16 protein-coding genes are annotated in these 18,455 nt (G+C 71.2%); 5 read left to right on the top strand and 11 right to left on the bottom strand.

Annotated features, from left to right (window positions below):
• The first annotated feature begins 53 nt into the window (after window positions 1-53).
• The 3 genes from cysK to DEA06_RS07880 all read left to right on the top strand — a co-directional run bounded on the left by cysK (window position 54) and on the right by DEA06_RS07880 (window position 3,098).
• Window positions 54-992: a cysteine synthase A gene (gene cysK / locus DEA06_RS07870; protein ID WP_116647435.1), complete on the top strand. Its 939-nt coding sequence runs from the start codon at window positions 54-56 to the stop codon at window positions 990-992.
• A 2-nt stretch (window positions 993-994) separates the two neighbouring features.
• Window positions 995-1,564, top strand: coding sequence for a serine O-acetyltransferase EpsC (gene epsC, locus DEA06_RS07875; RefSeq protein ID WP_116647436.1), 570 nt, complete (start codon window positions 995-997; stop codon window positions 1,562-1,564).
• A gap of 136 nt (window positions 1,565-1,700) precedes the next feature.
• A complete protein-coding gene (locus DEA06_RS07880; RefSeq protein ID WP_116647437.1) occupies window positions 1,701-3,098 on the top strand; it encodes an amidase in 1,398 nt (465 codons plus the stop codon).
• Window positions 3,099-3,238: 140 nt separating this feature from the next.
• Here DEA06_RS07880 and prfA read toward each other — a convergent pair whose 3' ends face one another.
• From prfA to DEA06_RS07930, 10 genes are all read right to left on the bottom strand, one after another.
• On the bottom strand, window positions 3,239-4,318 hold the full coding sequence (gene prfA / locus DEA06_RS07885; RefSeq protein ID WP_116647438.1) for a peptide chain release factor 1: 1,080 nt from the start codon (window positions 4,316-4,318) through the stop codon (window positions 3,239-3,241).
• Window positions 4,319-4,353: 35 nt separating this feature from the next.
• Window positions 4,354-6,483, bottom strand: coding sequence for a transcription termination factor Rho (gene rho, locus DEA06_RS07890; RefSeq protein ID WP_116647439.1), 2,130 nt, complete (start codon window positions 6,481-6,483; stop codon window positions 4,354-4,356).
• Between the two features lie 147 nt (window positions 6,484-6,630).
• Window positions 6,631-7,575: a homoserine kinase gene (gene thrB / locus DEA06_RS07895; RefSeq protein ID WP_116647440.1), complete on the bottom strand. Its 945-nt coding sequence runs from the start codon at window positions 7,573-7,575 to the stop codon at window positions 6,631-6,633.
• On the bottom strand, window positions 7,572-8,657 hold the full coding sequence (gene thrC / locus DEA06_RS07900) for a threonine synthase (RefSeq protein WP_116647441.1): 1,086 nt from the start codon (window positions 8,655-8,657) through the stop codon (window positions 7,572-7,574). The genes thrB and thrC overlap by 4 nt, the downstream gene beginning before the upstream one ends.
• A gap of 1 nt (window position 8,658) precedes the next feature.
• A complete protein-coding gene (locus DEA06_RS07905) occupies window positions 8,659-10,002 on the bottom strand; it encodes a homoserine dehydrogenase (RefSeq protein ID WP_116647442.1) in 1,344 nt (447 codons plus the stop codon).
• Window positions 9,999-11,426, bottom strand: a complete 1,428-nt coding sequence (gene lysA / locus DEA06_RS07910; RefSeq protein ID WP_116647443.1) for a diaminopimelate decarboxylase — start codon at window positions 11,424-11,426, stop codon at window positions 9,999-10,001. Before lysA ends, DEA06_RS07905 begins: the two co-directional genes overlap by 4 nt.
• A 130-nt stretch (window positions 11,427-11,556) precedes the next feature.
• Entirely contained in the window at window positions 11,557-12,378 is an 822-nt protein-coding gene (locus DEA06_RS07915) for an LmeA family phospholipid-binding protein (protein ID WP_133241717.1), read from the bottom strand.
• An 83-nt stretch (window positions 12,379-12,461) separates the two neighbouring features.
• Complete coding sequence (locus DEA06_RS07920; RefSeq protein ID WP_116647445.1) at window positions 12,462-13,265, bottom strand: DUF2993 domain-containing protein; 804 nt, start codon at window positions 13,263-13,265, stop codon at window positions 12,462-12,464.
• A 4-nt stretch (window positions 13,266-13,269) separates the two neighbouring features.
• Window positions 13,270-14,934, bottom strand: coding sequence for an arginine--tRNA ligase (locus DEA06_RS07925; RefSeq protein WP_116647446.1), 1,665 nt, complete (start codon window positions 14,932-14,934; stop codon window positions 13,270-13,272).
• Window positions 14,935-14,991: 57 nt separating this feature from the next.
• Window positions 14,992-15,795: a transglutaminase family protein gene (locus tag DEA06_RS07930; protein ID WP_116647447.1), complete on the bottom strand. Its 804-nt coding sequence runs from the start codon at window positions 15,793-15,795 to the stop codon at window positions 14,992-14,994.
• 194 nt (window positions 15,796-15,989) lie between these two features.
• Between DEA06_RS07930 and DEA06_RS07935 the strand changes: the two genes are divergently transcribed.
• Window positions 15,990-17,201 (top strand): MFS transporter, encoded by a 1,212-nt coding sequence (locus DEA06_RS07935; protein ID WP_116647448.1) that lies wholly within the window; start codon window positions 15,990-15,992, stop codon window positions 17,199-17,201.
• Between the two features lie 42 nt (window positions 17,202-17,243).
• Here DEA06_RS07935 and DEA06_RS07940 read toward each other — a convergent pair whose 3' ends face one another.
• Window positions 17,244-18,125: an AraC family transcriptional regulator gene (locus DEA06_RS07940; RefSeq protein WP_116647449.1), complete on the bottom strand. Its 882-nt coding sequence runs from the start codon at window positions 18,123-18,125 to the stop codon at window positions 17,244-17,246.
• A gap of 92 nt (window positions 18,126-18,217) precedes the next feature.
• On the opposite strand from DEA06_RS07940, the gene DEA06_RS07945 reads away from it, so the two are divergent.
• A complete protein-coding gene (locus DEA06_RS07945; RefSeq protein WP_116647450.1) occupies window positions 18,218-18,445 on the top strand; it encodes a DUF2188 domain-containing protein in 228 nt (75 codons plus the stop codon).
• Window positions 18,446-18,455: the final 10 nt, after the last annotated feature.

Raw genomic sequence — 18,455 nt, forward strand, 5'->3', positions numbered from 1 at the left:
AGCGTGCTCGCCTAGGCTGGCGATATCCGCGTATCGACGGCGAAAGGCGAGCCATGCCCGGCATCCACCCCGACATCACTTCCGCGTTCGGCGAGACCCCGTTGGTGCGGCTCAACCGCGTCGCCGAGGGCGTCGAGGCGACCATCCTCGTCAAGCTCGAGTTCTACAACCCGGCGGGGAGCGTCAAAGACCGCCTCGGCATCGCGATCGTCGATGCCGCGGAGGCGTCGGGAGAGCTCAAGCCCGGGGGCACGATCGTGGAGTCCACGAGCGGCAACACCGGCATCGCCCTGGCGATGGTGGGTGCGGCCCGCGGCTACCGGGTGATCCTCACGATGCCCGCCTCGATGTCGAAGGAGCGGCGCCTTCTGCTGAAGGCGTTCGGCGCGGAGCTCGTGCTCACCGACCCGACCAAGGGGATGTCGTACGCCGTCGACGAGGCCAAGCGCATCGTCGCCGAGACCCCCGGCGCGGTGTGGGCGCGGCAGTTCGAGAACGAGGCCAACCCCGAGATCCACCGCAAGACCACCGCCGAGGAGATCCTCCGCGACACCGACGGCAAGGTCGACTACTTCGTCGCCGGCATCGGAACGGGCGGCACGATCACCGGCGTCGGACAGGTGCTGAAGGAGCGCGTGCCGGGCGTGAAGATCGTCGCCGTCGAGCCGTCGGACTCCCCCATCCTCACGAAGGGTCACCCCGGACCCCACAAGATCCAGGGCATCGGGCCGAACTTCGTCCCGGCGATCCTCGACCGCGACCTGCTCGACGAGGTCATCGACGTCGAGTTCGATGACGCGATCCGACTGGCGCGCGAGACGGCCACGAAAGACGGCATCCTCGTCGGCATGTCCAGCGGTGCCGCCATCTGGGCAGCCCTCGAGATCGCGAAGCGGCCCGAGGCCGCCGGCAAGAACATCGTCGTGATCATCCCCTCGTTCGGCGAGCGATACCTCTCCACGGCGCTGTACGAGAACCTGCGCGAGGACTGAGCGTGGCGTTCGGCAGCCGCATCCGCGAAGACCTCGCCGCGGCGAAGCTCCGCGATCCCGCCGCGCGCGGGGCGATGGAGATCGCACTGCTCTACCCGGGTCTGCACGCGATCTGGGCGCACCGCGTCTGGCATCGGCTGTGGCTCGCCGGCTGGCGATTCCCCGCTCGCCTGGGCTCGCAGGTGACCCGCTGGATCACGGGCATCGAGATCCATCCCGGTGCGGTGATCGGGCGACGCTTCTTCATCGATCACGGCATGGGCGTCGTGATCGGCGAGACGGCGGAGGTCGGCGACGACGTGCTGCTGTACCACGGGGTCACCCTGGGCGGGCGGCAGCGCGAGGGGGGCAAGAGGCACCCGACCATCGGCGACGGCGTCGCCGTCGGTGCCGGGGCGAAGATCCTCGGGCCGATCACGATCGGTGCGCGCTCCGCGGTCGGCGCGAACGCCGTGGTCACCCGTGACGCGGCCGAGGACAGCGTGCTGGTCGGCGTCCCCGCGAGGGCCCGCGCCCGTCGCCAGGGCGAGGACACCCGCGCACTGCTGACGGCGCCCGAGTACTCGATCTGACCGCGTTCCCCTGTCGCATGCGGCGGGAGCGACCGGCACTCCGCGACAGCGGAATCGGCGAGGGTCCGTTCCCCTGTCACGACGGGCGGGTGCGGCCCGCACGCTGCGACAGGGGATGCGGGCCTACGCTCGGAGGGTGACCGAGCTGCACGAGCTGACCGCCGTCGACCTCGCCGGAGCGCTGCGGCGCGGCGACATCACGCCGGCGGCGGCAGCGGCGCACTACCTGGCCCGCATCGAGCACCACGCGGCTCTCGGCGCGTTCGCCGAGGTCACGCCGCACGCGGCCTTCGAGCGAGCGGATGCTGTGGGCCGCTCCCCCGATCGCGGCCCGCTGTACGGCGTGCCGCTGGCCGACAAAGACCTCGTCGCGCGCGCCGGCGTGCCCACGCGTTACGGCTCGCTCGCGCGCCGGGAGTACGTTCCCGCAGCATCCGACCCCCTCGCGGCGGCGCTCGACGACGCCGGCGCGGTGAATCTCGGCAAGACCGCGACGAGCGAGTTCGGCCTCACGGGGTACACCGAGCCGCGCACCGGTCACCCCGCCCGCGACCCGTGGAACCCCGCAAACGGGGCGGGGGGCTCGAGCGGCGGCGCGGCCGTCGCGGTCGCCGCAGCGCTCCTGCCCTTCGCGGTGGCATCCGACGGCGGCGGGTCGATCCGCATCCCGGCGGCCACCGTGGGCGTGGTGGGGCTCAAACCCTCGCGCGGACGGCTGCCGATCGGGTCGGGCTTCGACTCCCCCGACGGCCTCGCCGTGACCGGGCCGATCGCCCGTACGGTCGCCGACGCCGCGTTCCTGCTCGACGCGCTGGTCGGCCTCGCCCCGTTCCGCTACGCCACGCGCGCGCCGGGCGACGGGCCGTTCCTCGCGGCCGCGACCGCCCCGTCCCCGCAGCGGCGGATCGGGGTGACCACGACCTCGCCGTGGGACGACAGCGAAGACATCCGCGTCGACCCCGACGCCGCGGCGGCCGTGGATGCGGCCTCGGCGGCCCTGACCGCACTGGGGCACGGGACGGACGACGCCCGGTGGCGGCCGCGGGGCTACGCGGAGCTCTTCCGGGTGCTCTGGCGGGCGAGCGCCGCGCGGATCCCCCTGAGCGACGCCGACCTCGACGTCGTCGAGCCGCTGACCGCGTGGCTCGTCCGTCAAGGACGCGGGCTCGCCGCATCCGACCTCCTCGGCGCCCTGAGCGCTGCCCGCGTGTTCGAGCGCGAGACGATCGAGGCCTTCTCGCCGTTCGACGCCGTTCTCACGCCCGCGCTCGCGCTGCCACCGCAGCGCGTGGGCTGGTACGACGGACTCGACCCCGAGCGAACCTTCGCGCGCCAGGTCGAGTACGCCCCGTACAGCAGCTTCGTCAACGTGGCCGGGCTGCCGGCGGTCACCGTGCCGTTCACCCGCGACGCGTCGGGGCACCCGGTATCGGTGCAGCTGATCGGTCGCCCCGGCGGCGAGGCCACCATCCTGTCACTGGCGGCGCAGCTGGAGTCCTTCCGCGGGCCGCTCCCCTCCCCGCCGAACGGGTAGCGCCGTCGGAGCGGCCGGAATACAGGAAGAATCGCGCTCGAGGCGTCCTGGAGCACCCCCGCAGCGCGATTCGTCCTGCATTTTGGCCGGCGAAGGCTGTCCGGTCGTCCAGCGATGCCGGCCGGTTCGGGCTCTGCGCCTCAGTCGTCGCCGGCGAGGGCGGCCAGCTGGGCTTCCTCGTCGGCGGAGATGGCCGACTCGATGATCGGGCCGAGCGCCCCGTCCATGACCTGGTCGAGGTTGTAGGCCTTGTAGCCGGTGCGGTGATCGGCGATGCGGTTCTCGGGGAAGTTGTACGTGCGGATGCGCTCGGAGCGGTCCATGCCCCGGATCTGCGACTTCCGCGCGTCGGACGCGATGGCGTCGCGCTCCTCCTGCTGCTTCGCCAGGAGCCGGGCGCGCAGCACGCGCATGCCGGCCTCGCGGTTCTGCAGCTGACTCTTCTCGTTCTGCATCGACACGACGATCCCGGTCGGCACGTGCGTGATGCGCACGGCGGAGTCGGTCGTGTTGACCGACTGCCCGCCCGGACCCGACGAGCGGAACACGTCGATCTTCAGATCGCTGGGGTTGATCTCGACCTCGTCGGGCTCATCGACCTCGGGGAAGACGAGCACGCCGGTGGTCGAGGTGTGGATGCGGCCCTGCGACTCGGTCGCGGGAACCCGCTGCACGCGGTGCACACCGCCCTCGTACTTGAGGCTCGCCCATACGCCCTGCGCGGGGTCGCTCGAGGAGCCCTTGATCGCGACCTGCACGTCTTTGAAGCCGCCCAGGTCGGACTCGTTGCGCTCGAGCAGTTCGGTCTTCCAGCCTCGGGATGCGGCGTACTGCAGGTACATCCGCAACAGATCGGCCGCGAACAGCGCGCTCTCCGCGCCGCCCTCGCCCTGCTTGATCTCCATGATCACGTCACGGGCGTCGTCGGGATCGCGCGGGATGAGCAGACGACGCAGTCGCTCCTGGGTCGTCACGACGAGCTCGTCGAGCGCGGGGACCTCCTCGGCGAACGCGGCGTCCTCCTTCGCGAGCTCCCGTGCCGCGGCGAGGTCGTCGGCCGCCTGCGTCCACGCCTCGTAGGCGTGCACGATGCGGTTGAGCTCGGCGTAGCGACGGTTGACGCGCTTCGCCCGCCCCGCATCGGCGTGCACCGCGGGGTCGTTCAGCTCGAGTTCGACCGCTTTGTGCTCGTCGAGCAGCCCGCGGACGGACTCGAGCATCCCCGATGCTTCGACAGGCTCAGCGGACACGAGGGTCAGCGGATGCTGTTGTCGTGCCCGTGGCTGCCGTTGCCGCCGTGCGTCGGGGCAGGCATCGACTTCTGCATCTGAACGAGGAACTCCACGTTCGACTGCGTCTCCTTGAGCTTGCCGAGCACGACCTCGAGCGCCTGCTGCGGGTCGAGACCCGCGAGCGCGCGCCGCAGCTTCCAGGTGATCTTGACCTCGTCGGCCGAGAGCAGCATCTCTTCGCGGCGGGTGCTCGACGCGTTGACGTCGACGGCCGGGAAGATGCGCTTGTCGGCGAGCTGGCGGCTGAGGCGCAGCTCGCTGTTGCCGGTGCCCTTGAACTCCTCGAAGATCACGTCGTCCATCTTCGAACCGGTCTCGACGAGGGCCGTCGCGAGGATCGTGAGCGATCCGCCGTTCTCGATGTTGCGCGCGGCGCCGAAGAAGCGCTTGGGCGGGTACAGAGCGGATGCGTCGACGCCACCGGTGAGCACGCGACCCGAGGTCGGCGCGGTGATGTTGTAGGCGCGGCCGAGGCGGGTGATCGAGTCGAGCAGCACCACGACGTCGCGACCGAGCTCCACGAGGCGCTTGGCGCGCTCGATGGCGAGCTCGGCGACCGTGGTGTGGTCTTCGGCGGGGCGGTCGAACGTCGAGGCGATGACCTCGCCCTTCACCGTCCGCTGCATGTCGGTGACCTCTTCGGGACGCTCGTCGACGAGGACGACCATCAGGTGCACCTCGGGGTTGTTCTGCGCGATCGCGTTGGCGATCTGCTGCAGGACGATCGTCTTGCCGGCCTTCGGCGGAGCGACGATGAGGCCGCGCTGGCCCTTGCCGATCGGGGCGACGAGGTCGATGATGCGCTGGGTCAGCTTCTCGGGCGCCGTCTCGAGGCGCAGGCGGTCCTGCGGGTAGAGCGGGGTGAGGTTGCCGAACTCGACGCGTGTGGCCGCGTCTTCGACCGACAGGCCGTTGATCGCATCGACCTTGACGAGCGCGTTGTACTTCTGGCGGCCCGACTGCTCGCCCTCGCGGGGCTGCTTGATCGCGCCGACGACGGCGTCGCCCTTGCGGAGGTTGTACTTCTTCACCTGGCCGAGCGAGACGTAGACGTCGCTGGTGCCGGGGAGGTAGCCGGTGGTGCGCACGAACGCGTAGTTGTCGAGCACGTCGAGGATGCCCGCGATCGGGATGAGGACGTCGTCCTCGCCGATCTCGGTGTCGAACTCGTCGCCCGTCGTCTGGGGGCCGCGACGCTTGTTGCGCTGGCGGTTGCGCCCGTTCGACTGCTCGTTGTCGGCCTCGGCGGCGGGCGCCGGCTCGGCCTTCTCGGGCGCGTTGCTGTTGCCGCGTCCGTTGCCACGGCCGTTGCCGTTTCCGTTTCCGTTGCTCTGCGCGTTGCCGCCGTTGGGCGCACCGTTCTCGGCGGCGCCCCCCTCGGCATTCGCGGCGTTGCCGCGGTTGCGGTTGCGGTTGCGGCTGCGACCACGACCCCGCGGGGCGGAGTCTTCGGCGTTCTCCGAGTTGTCGGAGTTCGACGAGGAGTTCTCGGCGGCCGCGTCTTCGGCGGGCGTCTCGGTCTCGGCGGGGGCCTTCTCGGCGTCCGCAGCCTTATCGGCGGCGGCCTCCTCAGCGGGAGCCTCGTCGGCCGGAGCGTCGGTGGCGGGCTCGTCGGCGGCGGGTGCCTCGACGGGTGCGTCGACGGCGACCTCGGCGGGCGCGGACTCAGCGGCAGGCGCGGAATCCTCGGCCGGCGCGGACTTGGGCGCGACCTCGGCCTCGGGGGCCTGCTCCGCGACCGGTGCGGCCTCTTCGGGCTTCGGGTCGGTGCTCTTCGCACGACGCGGTGCGCGCTTGCGCGGCGCCTTGACGGGCTTGGTCTCGGCGGGCGTCTCTGCCTCGGCGGGCGCAGCCTCGGCGGGCGCAGCCTCGGCGGGCGCAGCCTCGGCGGGCGCAGCGTCCGTGGACGCTGCCTCGGCGGCCGCGGCGTCGGCGACGGCCTGGGCATCGGCTTCAGGCACCGGCGGCGCCTCGGCGACCGGGGTCTCGGGCGACGACTCGGCGGATGCCGCAGCGTCGGGGGTGGTGTCGACGGCGGCGTTCGATTCTTCGGACGGCGCGTCGGCAGTGTGGATCTCGGAGATGGACTCCACGAGTGCTCCCTTGTAGACGGATGATCAGACCGCACTCGACGCCGGTACGACAGGCATCGTCATTCACCGCAGTTCGTCAAGCGCAGAGGCGCTATTTCGGGTTGCGGGTGCGTGCGGTAGTTCGCAGAATTGCGACCGGGGCCAGATTCACGTGGGATACGTGGTACCCCCGGCATTGTCCCTCACTGTACCACCCTTGACATCGACGGCGAGCATGAGGGCGTTCCACGGGGTGTCGGCCACCGAGGCGGCCAGATCGGCCGCTTCGAGGCGTCGACCGGGGCCGTCGGCGAGCACGAGCACGCTCGGTCCGGCACCGGAGACGACGGCGGCGAACCCGGCCGCGCGCAGTGCCCGCACCAGCTTGTCGGTCTCGGGCATCGCCTGTGCGCGGTAGTTCTGGTGCAGCCGGTCTTCGGTGGCCGCCAGCAGCAGGTCGGGGCTCTGGGTCATGGCGGCGATGAGCAGCGCGGAGCGCGACAGGTTGAACACGGCGTCCTCGTACGAGACGTGCTCCGGCTGAAGGCTGCGTGCGACCTTCGTCGACATCGTGAACTCAGGGACGAGCACCAGCGGTGACACGCCGCGGTGCACGATGAGCTGCTTGTGCTGCGGCGACGCAGCATCCATCCAGGCGATGGTGAGACCGCCGAAGAGGGCGGGGGCGACGTTGTCGGGGTGCCCCTCGAGCTCGGTCGCCAAGCGCAGAAGGGTCTCGTCCGACAGCTCCACGTCGCCCGCGAGCAGCCCCTTGGCCGCGAGGAGCCCCGAGACGACCGCGGCTCCCGACGAGCCCATGCCGCGGCCGTGCGGGATGACGTTCACCGCCTCCAGCCGCACCCCCGGGAGGGTTCGGCCGACCGCGGCGTAGGCGTGCGCCATCGACCGCACGACGAGGTGCGACGCGTCCAGCGGTACGGATGCTGCGCCCTCGCCCGAGACGACGATCTCGACCCCGTCGGTCGCGAGCTGTGTGACGACGAGTTCGTCGTACACGCTGAGGGCGAGCCCGAGCGTGTCGAAACCCGGTCCGAGGTTGGCGCTCGTCGCGGGGACCCGGACGACGACCGAGCGGCCGCCGCCCTGGGTCACGCCGACGCCTCGGCGACGAGCCCGAGCACCGATGCGACCTCGGAGGTGGCGGCGTCGACGACCGTCGGCTCGACCTGCGACCCGTCGGGCTGACGGAGCGCCCACTGGGGATCCTTCAGACCGTGGCCGGTGACCGTGAGCACCACGCGGGAGCCCGCGGGGATGACACCGGCCTCAGCGCGCTCGAGGAGTCCCGCGACGCTGATCGCGGAGGCGGGCTCGACGAAGATGCCGACCTCGCCGGAGAGGATCTTCTGCGCCGCGAGGATGCGCTCGTCGTCGATGGCTCCGAAGTAGCCGTCGGTCGCCTCGCGCGCCTGCAGGGCGAGATCCCACGATGCCGGGTTGCCGATGCGGATCGCGCTGGCGATCGTGTCGGGGTTCTTCACGACCTCGCCGCGGACGAGCGGCGCGGAGCCGGCGGCCTGGAAGCCGAACATGCGGGGCACCCGGTTGGCGACCCCGCGGTCGGCCTCTTCGCGGTAGCCGCGCGAGTAGGCGGTGTAGTTGCCGGCGTTGCCGACGGGGATGAAGTGGAAGTCGGGAGCGTCGCCGAGCACTTCGACGACCTCGTACGCCGCGGTCTTCTGACCCTCGATGCGGTCGGGGTTGACGGAGTTCACCAGGTGCACCGGGTAGTGCTCGGCGAGCTCGCGCGCGATCTCGAGGCAGTCGTCGAAGTTGCCGCGTACCTGGATCAGACGACCGTCGTGCGCGACGGCCTGGCTGAGCTTGCCCATCGCGATCTTGCCCTCGGGCACGAGCACGGCCGCGGTGATGCCGGCGTGCGCGGCGTAGGCGGCCGCGGAGGCCGACGTGTTGCCGGTCGAGGCGCAGATGACCGCCTTCGCGCCGTGCTCGACGGCACGGGAGAGCGCGACCGTCATGCCGCGGTCCTTGAACGACCCGGTCGGGTTCATGCCCTCGAACTTCACCCACACGTCGGCGCCGGTGCGACGCGAGAGCGCAGGGGCGGGAAGCAGCGGCGTGCCGCCCTCGCCCAGGGTGACGACGGTCGAGGCGTCGGTGACGCCCAGTCGGTCGGCGTATTCGCGGAGGACTCCGCGCCAGAGGTGTGCCATCTCAGTCTCCTTCTACCCGCAGTACAGATACGACCCGGTCGACCACGCCGGTGGCGGCGAGCCGATCGACGGTCTCGCTGAGGTCTTTCTCGCGTGCCTTGTGCGTGCCGATGACCAGGCGGGCCTTCGGTGCGTCTTCGGTCGGGGGTTCTGCCGTCGGCGCGGCCGCCGCGGCGAGCACCGTCTGCTCGACGGTCGCGATCGAGACGCGCCCCTCGTTCAGGATGCCGGCGATGGTCGCGAGCACTCCGGGCTGGTCGTCGACCTCGAGCGTGATCTGGTAGCGCGTGATGACGCGTCCGATCGGCGAGACCGGCAGGTTCGCGCGCGTGGACTCGGCGACTCCGACGCCGCCGGCGACGTGCCGACGAGCAGCCGAGACCACGTCGCCGAGCACGGCCGAGGCGGTCTGCACTCCCCCGGCACCCGCGCCGTAGAACATGAGGTTGCCGGCGGCCTCCGCCTGGACGAAGACCGCGTTGTTCGCGCCGTGGACGCTAGCGAGAGGGTGCGCGCGATCGACGAGGGCGGGGTAGACCCGCACCGAGATCGATTCGCCGTCGCCGTCGGTCGCCGCGAGGCGCTCGCAGACGGCGAGGAGCTTGATGACGTAGCCGGCGTGACGTGCGGCGTCGATCATCGAGCTGTCGATGCTCGTGATGCCCTCGCGGTGCACGGCCTCGAGCGGCACCGCGGTGTGGAACGCCAGGCTCGCGAGGATCGCGGCCTTCTGCGCCGCGTCGTAGCCCTCCACGTCGGCCGTCGGGTCGGCTTCGGCGTAGCCGAGCGCCTGCGCCTGCGCGAGCACGTCGGCGAAGTCGGCGCCCTCGGCGTCCATGCGGTCGAGGATGTAGTTCGTCGTTCCGTTGACGATGCCCATGATGCGCTGCACGCGGTCGCCGGCGAGCGAGTCGCGCAGGGGCCGGATGATGGGGATCGCACCGGCGGCGGCGGCCTCGTAGTAGACCTGCGCGCCCACCTGGTCGGCCGCGTCGAAGATCTCGGGGCCGTGGGTCGCCAGGAGCGCCTTGTTGGCCGTCACGACGTCGGCGCCGGAGTTGATCGCCTGCAGCACGTACTCGCGGGCCGGGTCGATGCCGCCCATCAGCTCGATGACGATGTCGGCACCGACGATCAACTGCTCCGCGTCGGTCGTGAACAGCTCGCGGGGCAGGTCGACGTCGCGGGGCGCGTCGACGTCGCGGACGGCGATGCCGGCGAGTTCGAGCGAGGCTCCGGCACGGTCGGCGAGCTCGGCGCCGTGCCGCAGGAGAAGCGAGGCGACTTGCGAGCCGACGGAGCCCGCACCCAGCAGCGCGACTCGGAGGCGACGGTAATCGGTCATGCGATCCCTTCGGTGGTGGTCTCCGCCGCCACGACAGCTCCGACGTCGCGGGAGAGGAGGTCGGCGACGCTCTCGCGGCGCACGATGACGCGGGCTTCACCGTCGCGCACGGCGACGACCGCGGCCCGCGGGGTGTAGTTGTAGGTGCTCGCCAGCGAGAAGCAGTAGGCGCCGGTGGCGGGCACGGCGAGGAGGTCGCCCGGGGCGACGTCGCCGGGGAGGTACTCGGCGTCGACGACGATGTCGCCCGACTCGCAGTGGTGTCCGACGACGCGGCTCAGCGCGGGCGCGGCGGCGGTCGTGCGCGACGCGATCCGCGCGCTGTACTGCGCGCCGTAGAGGGCGGGGCGGGCGTTGTCGCTCATGCCGCCATCGACGCTGACGTAGACGCGCTCGAGGTCGTCGCCGACGCGGACGGGCTTGACCGTGCCCACCTCGTAGAGCGTGACGCCGGCCTGACCGACGATGACGCGGCCGGGCTCGAACGCGATGTCGGGGATCGGGATGCTGCGCGCCGCGCACTCGGCGGCGACCGCGTCGACGATGCCCGACGCGATCTCTTCGAGCGGGCGCGGGTCGTCGTGGGACGTGTAGGCGATGCCGAAACCGCCGCCGACGTTGAGGAGCGGGATCTCTCCCCCGGCCAGGAGTTCGGCGTGCAGCTCGACCAGACGCGCCGCCGACGCGCGGAACCCGGAGGCGTCGAAGATCTGCGAGCCGATGTGGGCGTGGAGTCCGATGAAGTCGAGTCCCGGCACCTCGCGGATCCGCGCGACCGCGGTCGCCGCATCCGTCATCGAGAAACCGAACTTCTGGTCTTCGTGGGCCGTCGCGAGGAACGCGTGCGTCTCGGCGTGCACACCCGTGCGCACGCGCACGAGCACGCGCTGCACCGCGCCGAGGCGCTCGGTGATCGCCGCGAGACGTTCGATCTCGATGGGGCTGTCGACGATGATCGATCCGACGCCGACCTCGACCGCGCGTTCGAGCTCGGACACGGACTTGTTGTTGCCGTGGAAGCCGATGCGCGCGGGCTGGGCGCCACCGGCGAGGGCAACCTCGAGCTCACCGCGCGAGCACACGTCGACCGAGAGGTCTTCGCTCGTCACCCAGCGGACGATCTCGGTGCTGAGGAACGCCTTGCCGGCGTAGTAGGTGCGGGCCTTCACGCCGTGCGTCGCCGCGGCCGAGGCGAACGCGTCACGCGCGCGGCGCGCGTGGGCGCGCACCTCTTCTTCGTCGACGACGTAGAGCGGCGAGCCGAACGTCTCGACGAGCTCACGGGCCGACACACCGCCGAGCTCGAGGGTCCCGTCGGCGTCTCGGCGGGCGGACGCCGGCCAGATGCGGGCCGACAGGTCGTTCGCGTCGGCGGGGACGGACAACCACTCGGGTGCGAGCGGCGCGGCAGGCGAGGCGGACACGGAGGGGACCAATCGACGGATGCGGCGGCGCCGGTCGCCAGGCAACGGATGCCGTGGGCTCGTCCACGCCGCGGGTGGTTGAAGTCTAGGGCACCGCCGCGCACTGCCCCGGCCGAACCGACGCTGCGCGTCAGCCGCAGGTGCCCTTCTCGCCGAGGGCGGCCGCGTCGAGGGCTGTCGCGTCGACCGCGAAGCGCGCCACGAGCTGCTGGCCTTCCACAGCCACCGACGTGATGCGCGCCGTCGCGGGGAGCTCGGTCGCGAGGCACACGGAGCGCGGCTGCAGCGAGGCGAGGGCCTCGTCGCCGTACCGGGCGCGCAGGTCGTCGACCGTGCTCTGCGCCTCGTCGAAACGCACCAAAGAAGTGGTGAGCGTGATCGCCCCTTGGGAATGACCTGGCGCGAGGGTCAATCCGACGGAGGCTTTCCGCCCGCCCGCCGAGACCGCGGTCGACGCGGTGACGTCGGCACCATCGAAACCGAACGTCGCACTGCCGCCGCTCGCCGCCGCCATGTAGGCGAGCTGGCTCGCATCGATGCGAAGCTCGCCGCGCACCTCGCGCGCCGTGCTCTGCTCGCCGAGAGACACGTCCGTGAGTTCGAGTGACGAATCGCCCGCGCCGCCGGCGAGGTTCACGTTCTGCGACGACACGGTGACCAGGCTCAGATTGCGCAGCAGCAACTGGGGCAGCACCGGCCCGGAGATCTCGGTGTCGACTCGTTGCGTGGCGGGCAGTCCGCTCACCTGGATGACCGATCGGCTGATCGTCGACTGCAGCATCGAGCGCGCGATCCAGTCGAGGACGCCGAAGACGAGCCCGACGAAGACGAGCACGACGACCACGACCACGGCGATACGCCCCGCGCGCCCCGATCCGCGGGACTCGGGGTTCACCGCGGGAACCGGAACGACGGGCGCCAGCACCTCGGTGCGCTCGGATTCCATGACCATTCACGCAGTGTGCCGACACCTCGGGGCGTGCCGGGCGACGGTGGGAGGAACGAGAGCGGATCGAGCGGTGAACGGCAGGCGAATCAGCCGCAGGTGCCGTTCTGACGCAGCAGCGGATCGACGACGACGGCGCCGTCGATGTCGAAGTCGGCGACGACCTCCGCTCCGTCGACGGAGACCGAGGTCAGCGTGAGGGCCGACGGGAGGTACTGGGCGATGCAGACGTCCCACGTGCGCAGCACCGTGTCGGCGAGACCGCCGAACTGCTGGCGCAGGGCGTCGGCGGTGAGCTCTACCCCGCCCGCCGAGAACGACGACGGCGTGAGCGTGAGATCCCCCGCACTCCCCGCGGCCGGGAGGAGCGCGATCCCCACCGGGATACCGACGCCGAACAGGCTGAGCTCGGTCGATACGGTCACGTCGGGCGCGGCGATCCCCGCAGCATCCGCCGGAAACCCGTCTACCGTCGAGAGAAGGGCGCGAAGCTGGGTCTGGTCGAGGCGCACGGTGGCGGTTCCCGGTCCGGCGGCGGCATCGGCCCGGATCGGCATGTCGGTGATCGTGACCCGCACGTCACCCGACAGCTCGCCGAACGTCACATCCTCGGAGGCGATGGTGACCTCGTCGAGCGTTCCGGAGATCAGCTGGGGAATGACGAGCCCGGGCACCTCGACGTCGACGGGCTGGTCGGCGGGGAGGCCGGCCTGCGACACGACCAGGGTGCGGATGCCGCCGGTCACCGCTCCGCGCGCGAGCCACTCGGCGCCGAAGGCGGCCGACCCGACGAGCACGAGCACGATGACGAGCGTGACCATCCACGGCCACAGGCGACGCCGACGCTTCGGCTGCTCCGTCGGTTCGAACGGCAGCGTGTCGGCGTCGGTCATCGGGTCACATCCGTTCCGGAGCGCTCACGCCCAGCAGGTCGAGTCCGTTGCGCAGAACCTGACCGGTGGCGTCGTTCAGCCACAGGCGGGTGCGGTGCACGGATGCGACGGGTTCGTCGCCGAGCGGGATCACCCGGCAGCTGTCGTACCAGCGGTGGTAGAGGCCTGCGAGCTCTTCGAGGTAGCGGGCGACGCGGTGCGGTTCGCGCACCTCGGCGGCGAAGGCGACCACGCGCGGGAACTCCTGCAGGGCGCCCAGGAGCGCCGACTCGGTCTCGTGATCGAGCAGTTCGGGGGCGAACTCCGAACGGTCCACACCCGAGGATGCGGCGTTGCGCGCCACGTTGTGCGTGCGCGCGTGGGCGTACTGCACGTAGAAGACGGGGTTGTCGTTCGTGCGCTTCTGCAGGATCTCGGGATCGAGCGTCAGCGGCGAATCGGCCGGGTAGCGCCCGAGGGAGTAGCGCAGCGCATCGGTGCCGAGCCAGGCCTGCAGGTCGTCGAGCTCGATGATGTTGCCCGCGCGCTTGCTGAGCTTGGCGCCGTTGATCGACACGAGCTGCCCGATGAGCACCTCGACGTTCTTCTCGGGGTCTTCGCCGGCCGCGCCCGCGAGCGCCTTGAGACGGTGCACGTAGCCGTGATGGTCGGCGCCGAGCAGGTAGATCTTGTGCGCGAAGCCGCGGTCGCCCTTGTTGAGGTAATAGGCGGCGTCGGCGGCGAAGTAGGTGTACTCGCCGTTGGACCGCCGGATGACGCGGTCTTTGTCGTCGCCGAAGTCGGTGGTGCGCACCCAGACGGCGCCCTCGTCGTCGAACACGTGACCCTGCTCGCGGAGGCGGTCGACGGCCTCGTCGACGAGGCTCGGGGCGCCGTCGTTCCGGGCGTGCAGCACGCGCTCGGAGAACCAGACGTCGAAGTGCACGTTGAAGCGCTCGAGAGACGCCATGATCTCGTTGAGCTGGAATCCGTAGGCAAGCTCCGTCGCGAGCTCGATCTGCTCGGAACGCTCGAGCGACGCGATATCGGTCCGGGCTTCGACGACACGGGCCGCGAGCTGCCGGATGTAGTCGCCGGCGTAGCCGTCTTCGGGTGCGGCTTCATCGTTGACGGCCGCGACGACCGAGCGGCCGAAGCGCTCCATCTGCGCGCCGGCGTCGTTGATGTAGAACTCGCGCACGAGCGTGGCGCCGCTGGCCAGCAGCAGGCGCGCGATCGAGTCGCCCAGGGCCGCCCACCGCGTGTGCCCGATGTGCAGCGGTCCGGTCGGGTTGGCGCTGACGAACTCGAGGTTGATGGAGGTGCCGCGCTGGCTGTCGTTCGACCCGAAGGCGGCACCGGCCTCGACGATGGCCTTGGCCAGGGCGCCGGCAGCGGCGGCATCGAGGCGGATGTTGATGAACCCGGGGCCGGCGACCTCGACGCTCGCGATGCCGTCGACGCTCTCGAGCCCGGCGGCGATCTCGGCGGCGAGCTCGCGGGGGTTCGCGCCGACCTTCTTCGCGAGCTTCATGGCGGCGTTCGACGCCCAGTCGCCGTGGTCGCGGTTCTTGGGCCGTTCGAGCGGCAGGTCGGCCGCGGTGAGACCCTCGGTCGACCCTTCGCGTCGCGCCTCGGCGAGAGGCGTCACGACGGCGAGCAGGGCGGCGGAGAGAACGTCAGGATCCATAGCCTCACCAGTCTAGGGTTTGCGCGGCTGCGGGCCGGGTCGGCGCCGCAGCCCCGGTCAGGCCAGTTGCACGAGCGTCGCGTGATCGTCGGCGGGCTCGGGCGCAGCATCCGTGACCCACGCGTCGACACGCATGCGCTCGAGCGTGAGGTTCGCGCCGTGATAGCTGAGGAAGGCGCAGTCGGCCGCGTCGCGGCCCGTCGCGATGCGTACGAGCGAGCGCCGGTCGGCGAGGCGGGTGGCGTCGATGACGTACCACGACCCGTCGATGTAGGCCTCGGCGACCGCGTGGAAGTCCATCGGCTCGAGTCCGGGCGCGAAGCACGCGGCGTAGCGGGCGGGCACGTCCATCGCGCGCAGCAGGGCGATCACCACGTGCGCGTAGTCGCGGCAGACGCCCTGGCCGGTCATCAGCGTCGTCACCGCGCTGTCGGTTCCGAGGCTGAGCCCGGGCGTGTACACCACGCTCGCGGAGACGAACTGCGAGACGGCGTCGACGAGTTCGACACCGGTGAGTCCTCGGAACTGACGCCGCGCCTGGGCGAACACCTCGTCGGACTGGCAGTAGCGGCTCGGGCGCAGGTAGGTGATGGTCTCGAGATCGCTCGTGTGGGCGATCGCTGCTGCGCCCGAGACCGTTGCGTCGTAGCGGACCGTGAGGGCTCCTGCCTCGCCGGTGAAGCGGTGCAGACGACTTCCCGACTGGTCGACGATCTCGGTCGGGGTGTAGACGCGATCGCCCTGCGTGAAGGTCAGCTGCTCGCTCGAGACCGGCACGTTCGACGCCGCGGTGATCTGGAAGATGAGGTCTGCGGATGCTGCGAGCTCGAGGTCGAGTTCGGCGGTAACGAGGCGCTGCACCGAGCAATCCTCGCACGCGTTTCCGACGTGTTCGCGCGCCGCCGACCGGGCCCGCTCGAGGTGCCGCCCGTCGGGCGACGGCTCCCTGCGCAAGCCCCGCGAGGCACGTCAGCGGGCAGGCAGAACGGACGAATCGTCGGATGCGGCGGACGTCCGGTCGGGCGGCGGTGGCCGGCGACCGCGAGAGTGGACCAATGACTACGACCTCCCCCGTGCCCGTCCAGGTCGCCACGGGAGCGAAGCGCATGCCCTACGGCGCGCTCATCGCTCTCATGCTCATGAGCTTCCTGCTGGTGACGGCCGAATTCCTTCCGAACGGCGTGCTCACCGAGATGGCGGAGGGGCTCGGGGTCACCCCGGGGCAGGCGGGTCAGACGGTCACCGTCACCGCGCTCGTGGGTCTCGTCGTCGCCCCGACGGTCGGGCTGATCTTCCCGAGACTCGACCGTCGAACCCTTCTCGTCGTGATGGCCCTCGCGGCGGGGGCATCGGGAGTGCTCGCGGCCATCGCGCCCAACCTCGTGCTGGTGCTGCTCGCGCGCTTCCTGCTGGGGGCGGCCATCAGCGCCTTCTGGGCGATGTCGATCACCGTGGCCGCGCACGTGGCGGGCCCCGAGCGGGTCGGTCGCGCGGTGATGTTCACCTCCGCGGGCATGTCGCTCGCCACCGTCGCCGGCGTTCCGCTCGGCGTCGTGTTGAGCGAGCTGGTCGACTGGCGAGCGACGTTCCTCATCATCGGGGTCGCCACCGCGCTCCTGGCCATTCCGCTCCGCGTCTCGCTGCCGAGCGTGCCGGCGACCCAGGCCGCCAGCATCCGGATTCTCGTCGACACCGTGCGCCGGCGCGGCGTCGGGCTCGGACTCGCCGGGCACGTGCTCATCGTGCTGGGCCACTTCCTCGCCTACACGTACGTCCGGCTGGCGCTGGAGCGCACGCCCGACGTCGACGCGGGCACTGTCGTGGTGCTCCTCGCGCTCTTCGGCGCCGGCGGCCTGATCGGCAACATCGTGATCGGGTTGGTCATCGACCGCTCGTTCGCGTTCTTCGGCGTCTTCGCGCCCGTCGCCATGGCCGTCGCGGTGGTCGGCGTGCTGCTGCTGCCCGGGGCGGTCGTGGCGGTCGGTGCCGCCGTGTTCGTCTGGGGCATGTTCTTCGCCTCGTGGCTGATCATCGTCAACGCGTGGGTCGGTCACCGGATGCCCGACCGGCTCGAGGCGGGCGGGAGCCTCGTCGTCGTCGGGTTCCAGGGGGCCATCGTGCTGGCGGCGGGCTTCGGCGGCCTGCTCGTCGACAGCCTCGGCGTCGAAGCGAACTACGTCATCGGCATTGTGCTGCTCCTGGTGGGCGCCGCCCTCTTCGGGGCGTCGAACCGCGCGTCGTCGAGAGCCGAGGTCGGCGAGCGCTGAGCCACGGGGAGGGCGAGGGCGGCTGCACCGCCCCGCCCGATCTCAGACCGCGACGCCGCCGCGACGACCGGCGCGCCACGATGACGGCACGACGCCGACGTGGCGGCGGAAGGCTCGGCTGAACCCCTCGTCGGATGCGTACCCCAAGGCGCGCGAGGTCTCCGACACGCTGCGTCCTGCCTGGAGCAGCTCCTGGGCACGACGCATGCGCACCTCGGTGACGTAGCTCGCGGGTGAACGGCCGAAGGCCGCGCGGAACCGCTCGGACAGCACCGTGCGCGACATCGCGCCGATGGTCGCGAGCGCGTCCACGGTCCAGAGCCGCCCCGGGTCGTCGCGCACCGCCGCCGCCACCCGGTCGAGGTAGTCGTCGCCCGTCGTGAGCGGCAGCCGCGATGCGGTGTCGTGGTCGGCCCACGCCCGGATCACCGACAGCAGCACGGTCGACACCATCAGACGGCAGATCATGGGGTCGCCGGCTCGCGTCGCGTCGCCGTGCCCCGGACCGAGCTGCGCGGCGAGTGCGGCGGCTGCCGGCTCGAGCCGCGCGAACCCCGTGACGAAGATCACGCCCGGCAGCGATCGGACGGCGTCGAGGGAGGTCACCTGCACCTGCGCCGTCATCAGCCGCGCTCCCGAGGTCGACGTCAGCGTCACCTCGCGCCGGCCGAAGGAGAGGAACGCGTCACCGGCGAGAAGGGTGCGGGTCGCGCACAGCGATGCGGCACCCTCGGCGACGTCGACCGCGCAAGCGGTCTCGGTCGACGCATCCCCGGTGATCTCCCCCGCGACGACGTAGACGAGCGTCAGAACGCCGCGATCCACCCCCAGGCGGGCTCCGGCCGACAGCGATCGCTGTTGTGTGTCACCCAGCCGAACGTCGAGGGACGAGAGCACGCTCTCGAGCGTTGCAGGATCGAACATCACACGGCTGGGAACGACGACCCTTCGCGCCGTATTCCAGCTGCCGTGTCAAGGGCGGTGATTCCCTCGCGCAACCGGAGTTGACTGCGGGCATGGCTCAAGACGAAGTGCACACCCGTTCGAACCGCGGTCAGTGGGAGAACTACGTCGAGGGGCGCCCCGAACTGTCGGCGAGCTTCTCGAGCAAAGACGAAGCCGTCGACCAGGGACGCGCTCTCGCCGACGAGCTCGGCACCCACCACACCGTGGATGACGCGGAACCGACCGGCACCATCACCGACGAGGGCGAACCCGCCGCCGACTCCGACCCCGTCATCTGACGGATGCTGC

The sequence above is a fragment of the Microbacterium sp. Gd 4-13 genome (assembly GCF_003095395.1).
In the GTDB taxonomy this organism is placed as follows: Bacteria; Actinomycetota; Actinomycetes; order Actinomycetales; family Microbacteriaceae; genus Microbacterium.

Coding starts and splice junctions, on each gene's coding strand:
- cysK (WP_116647435.1), top strand. CDS start 54: ATGCCCGGCATCCACCCCGACATCACTTCCGCGTTCGGCGAGACCCCG.
- prfA (WP_116647438.1), bottom strand. CDS start 4,318: ATGCTCGAGTCCGTCCGCGGGCTGCTCGACGAGCACAAAGCGGTCGAA.
- thrC (WP_116647441.1), bottom strand. CDS start 8,657: ATGGCACACCTCTGGCGCGGAGTCCTCCGCGAATACGCCGACCGACTG.
- DEA06_RS07905 (WP_116647442.1), bottom strand. CDS start 10,002: ATGACCGATTACCGTCGCCTCCGAGTCGCGCTGCTGGGTGCGGGCTCC.
- DEA06_RS07915 (WP_133241717.1), bottom strand. CDS start 12,378: ATGGTCATGGAATCCGAGCGCACCGAGGTGCTGGCGCCCGTCGTTCCG.
- DEA06_RS07920 (WP_116647445.1), bottom strand. CDS start 13,265: ATGACCGACGCCGACACGCTGCCGTTCGAACCGACGGAGCAGCCGAAG.
- DEA06_RS07925 (WP_116647446.1), bottom strand. CDS start 14,934: ATGGATCCTGACGTTCTCTCCGCCGCCCTGCTCGCCGTCGTGACGCCT.
- DEA06_RS07935 (WP_116647448.1), top strand. CDS start 15,990: ATGACTACGACCTCCCCCGTGCCCGTCCAGGTCGCCACGGGAGCGAAG.
- DEA06_RS07940 (WP_116647449.1), bottom strand. CDS start 18,125: ATGTTCGATCCTGCAACGCTCGAGAGCGTGCTCTCGTCCCTCGACGTT.
- DEA06_RS07945 (WP_116647450.1), top strand. CDS start 18,218: ATGGCTCAAGACGAAGTGCACACCCGTTCGAACCGCGGTCAGTGGGAG.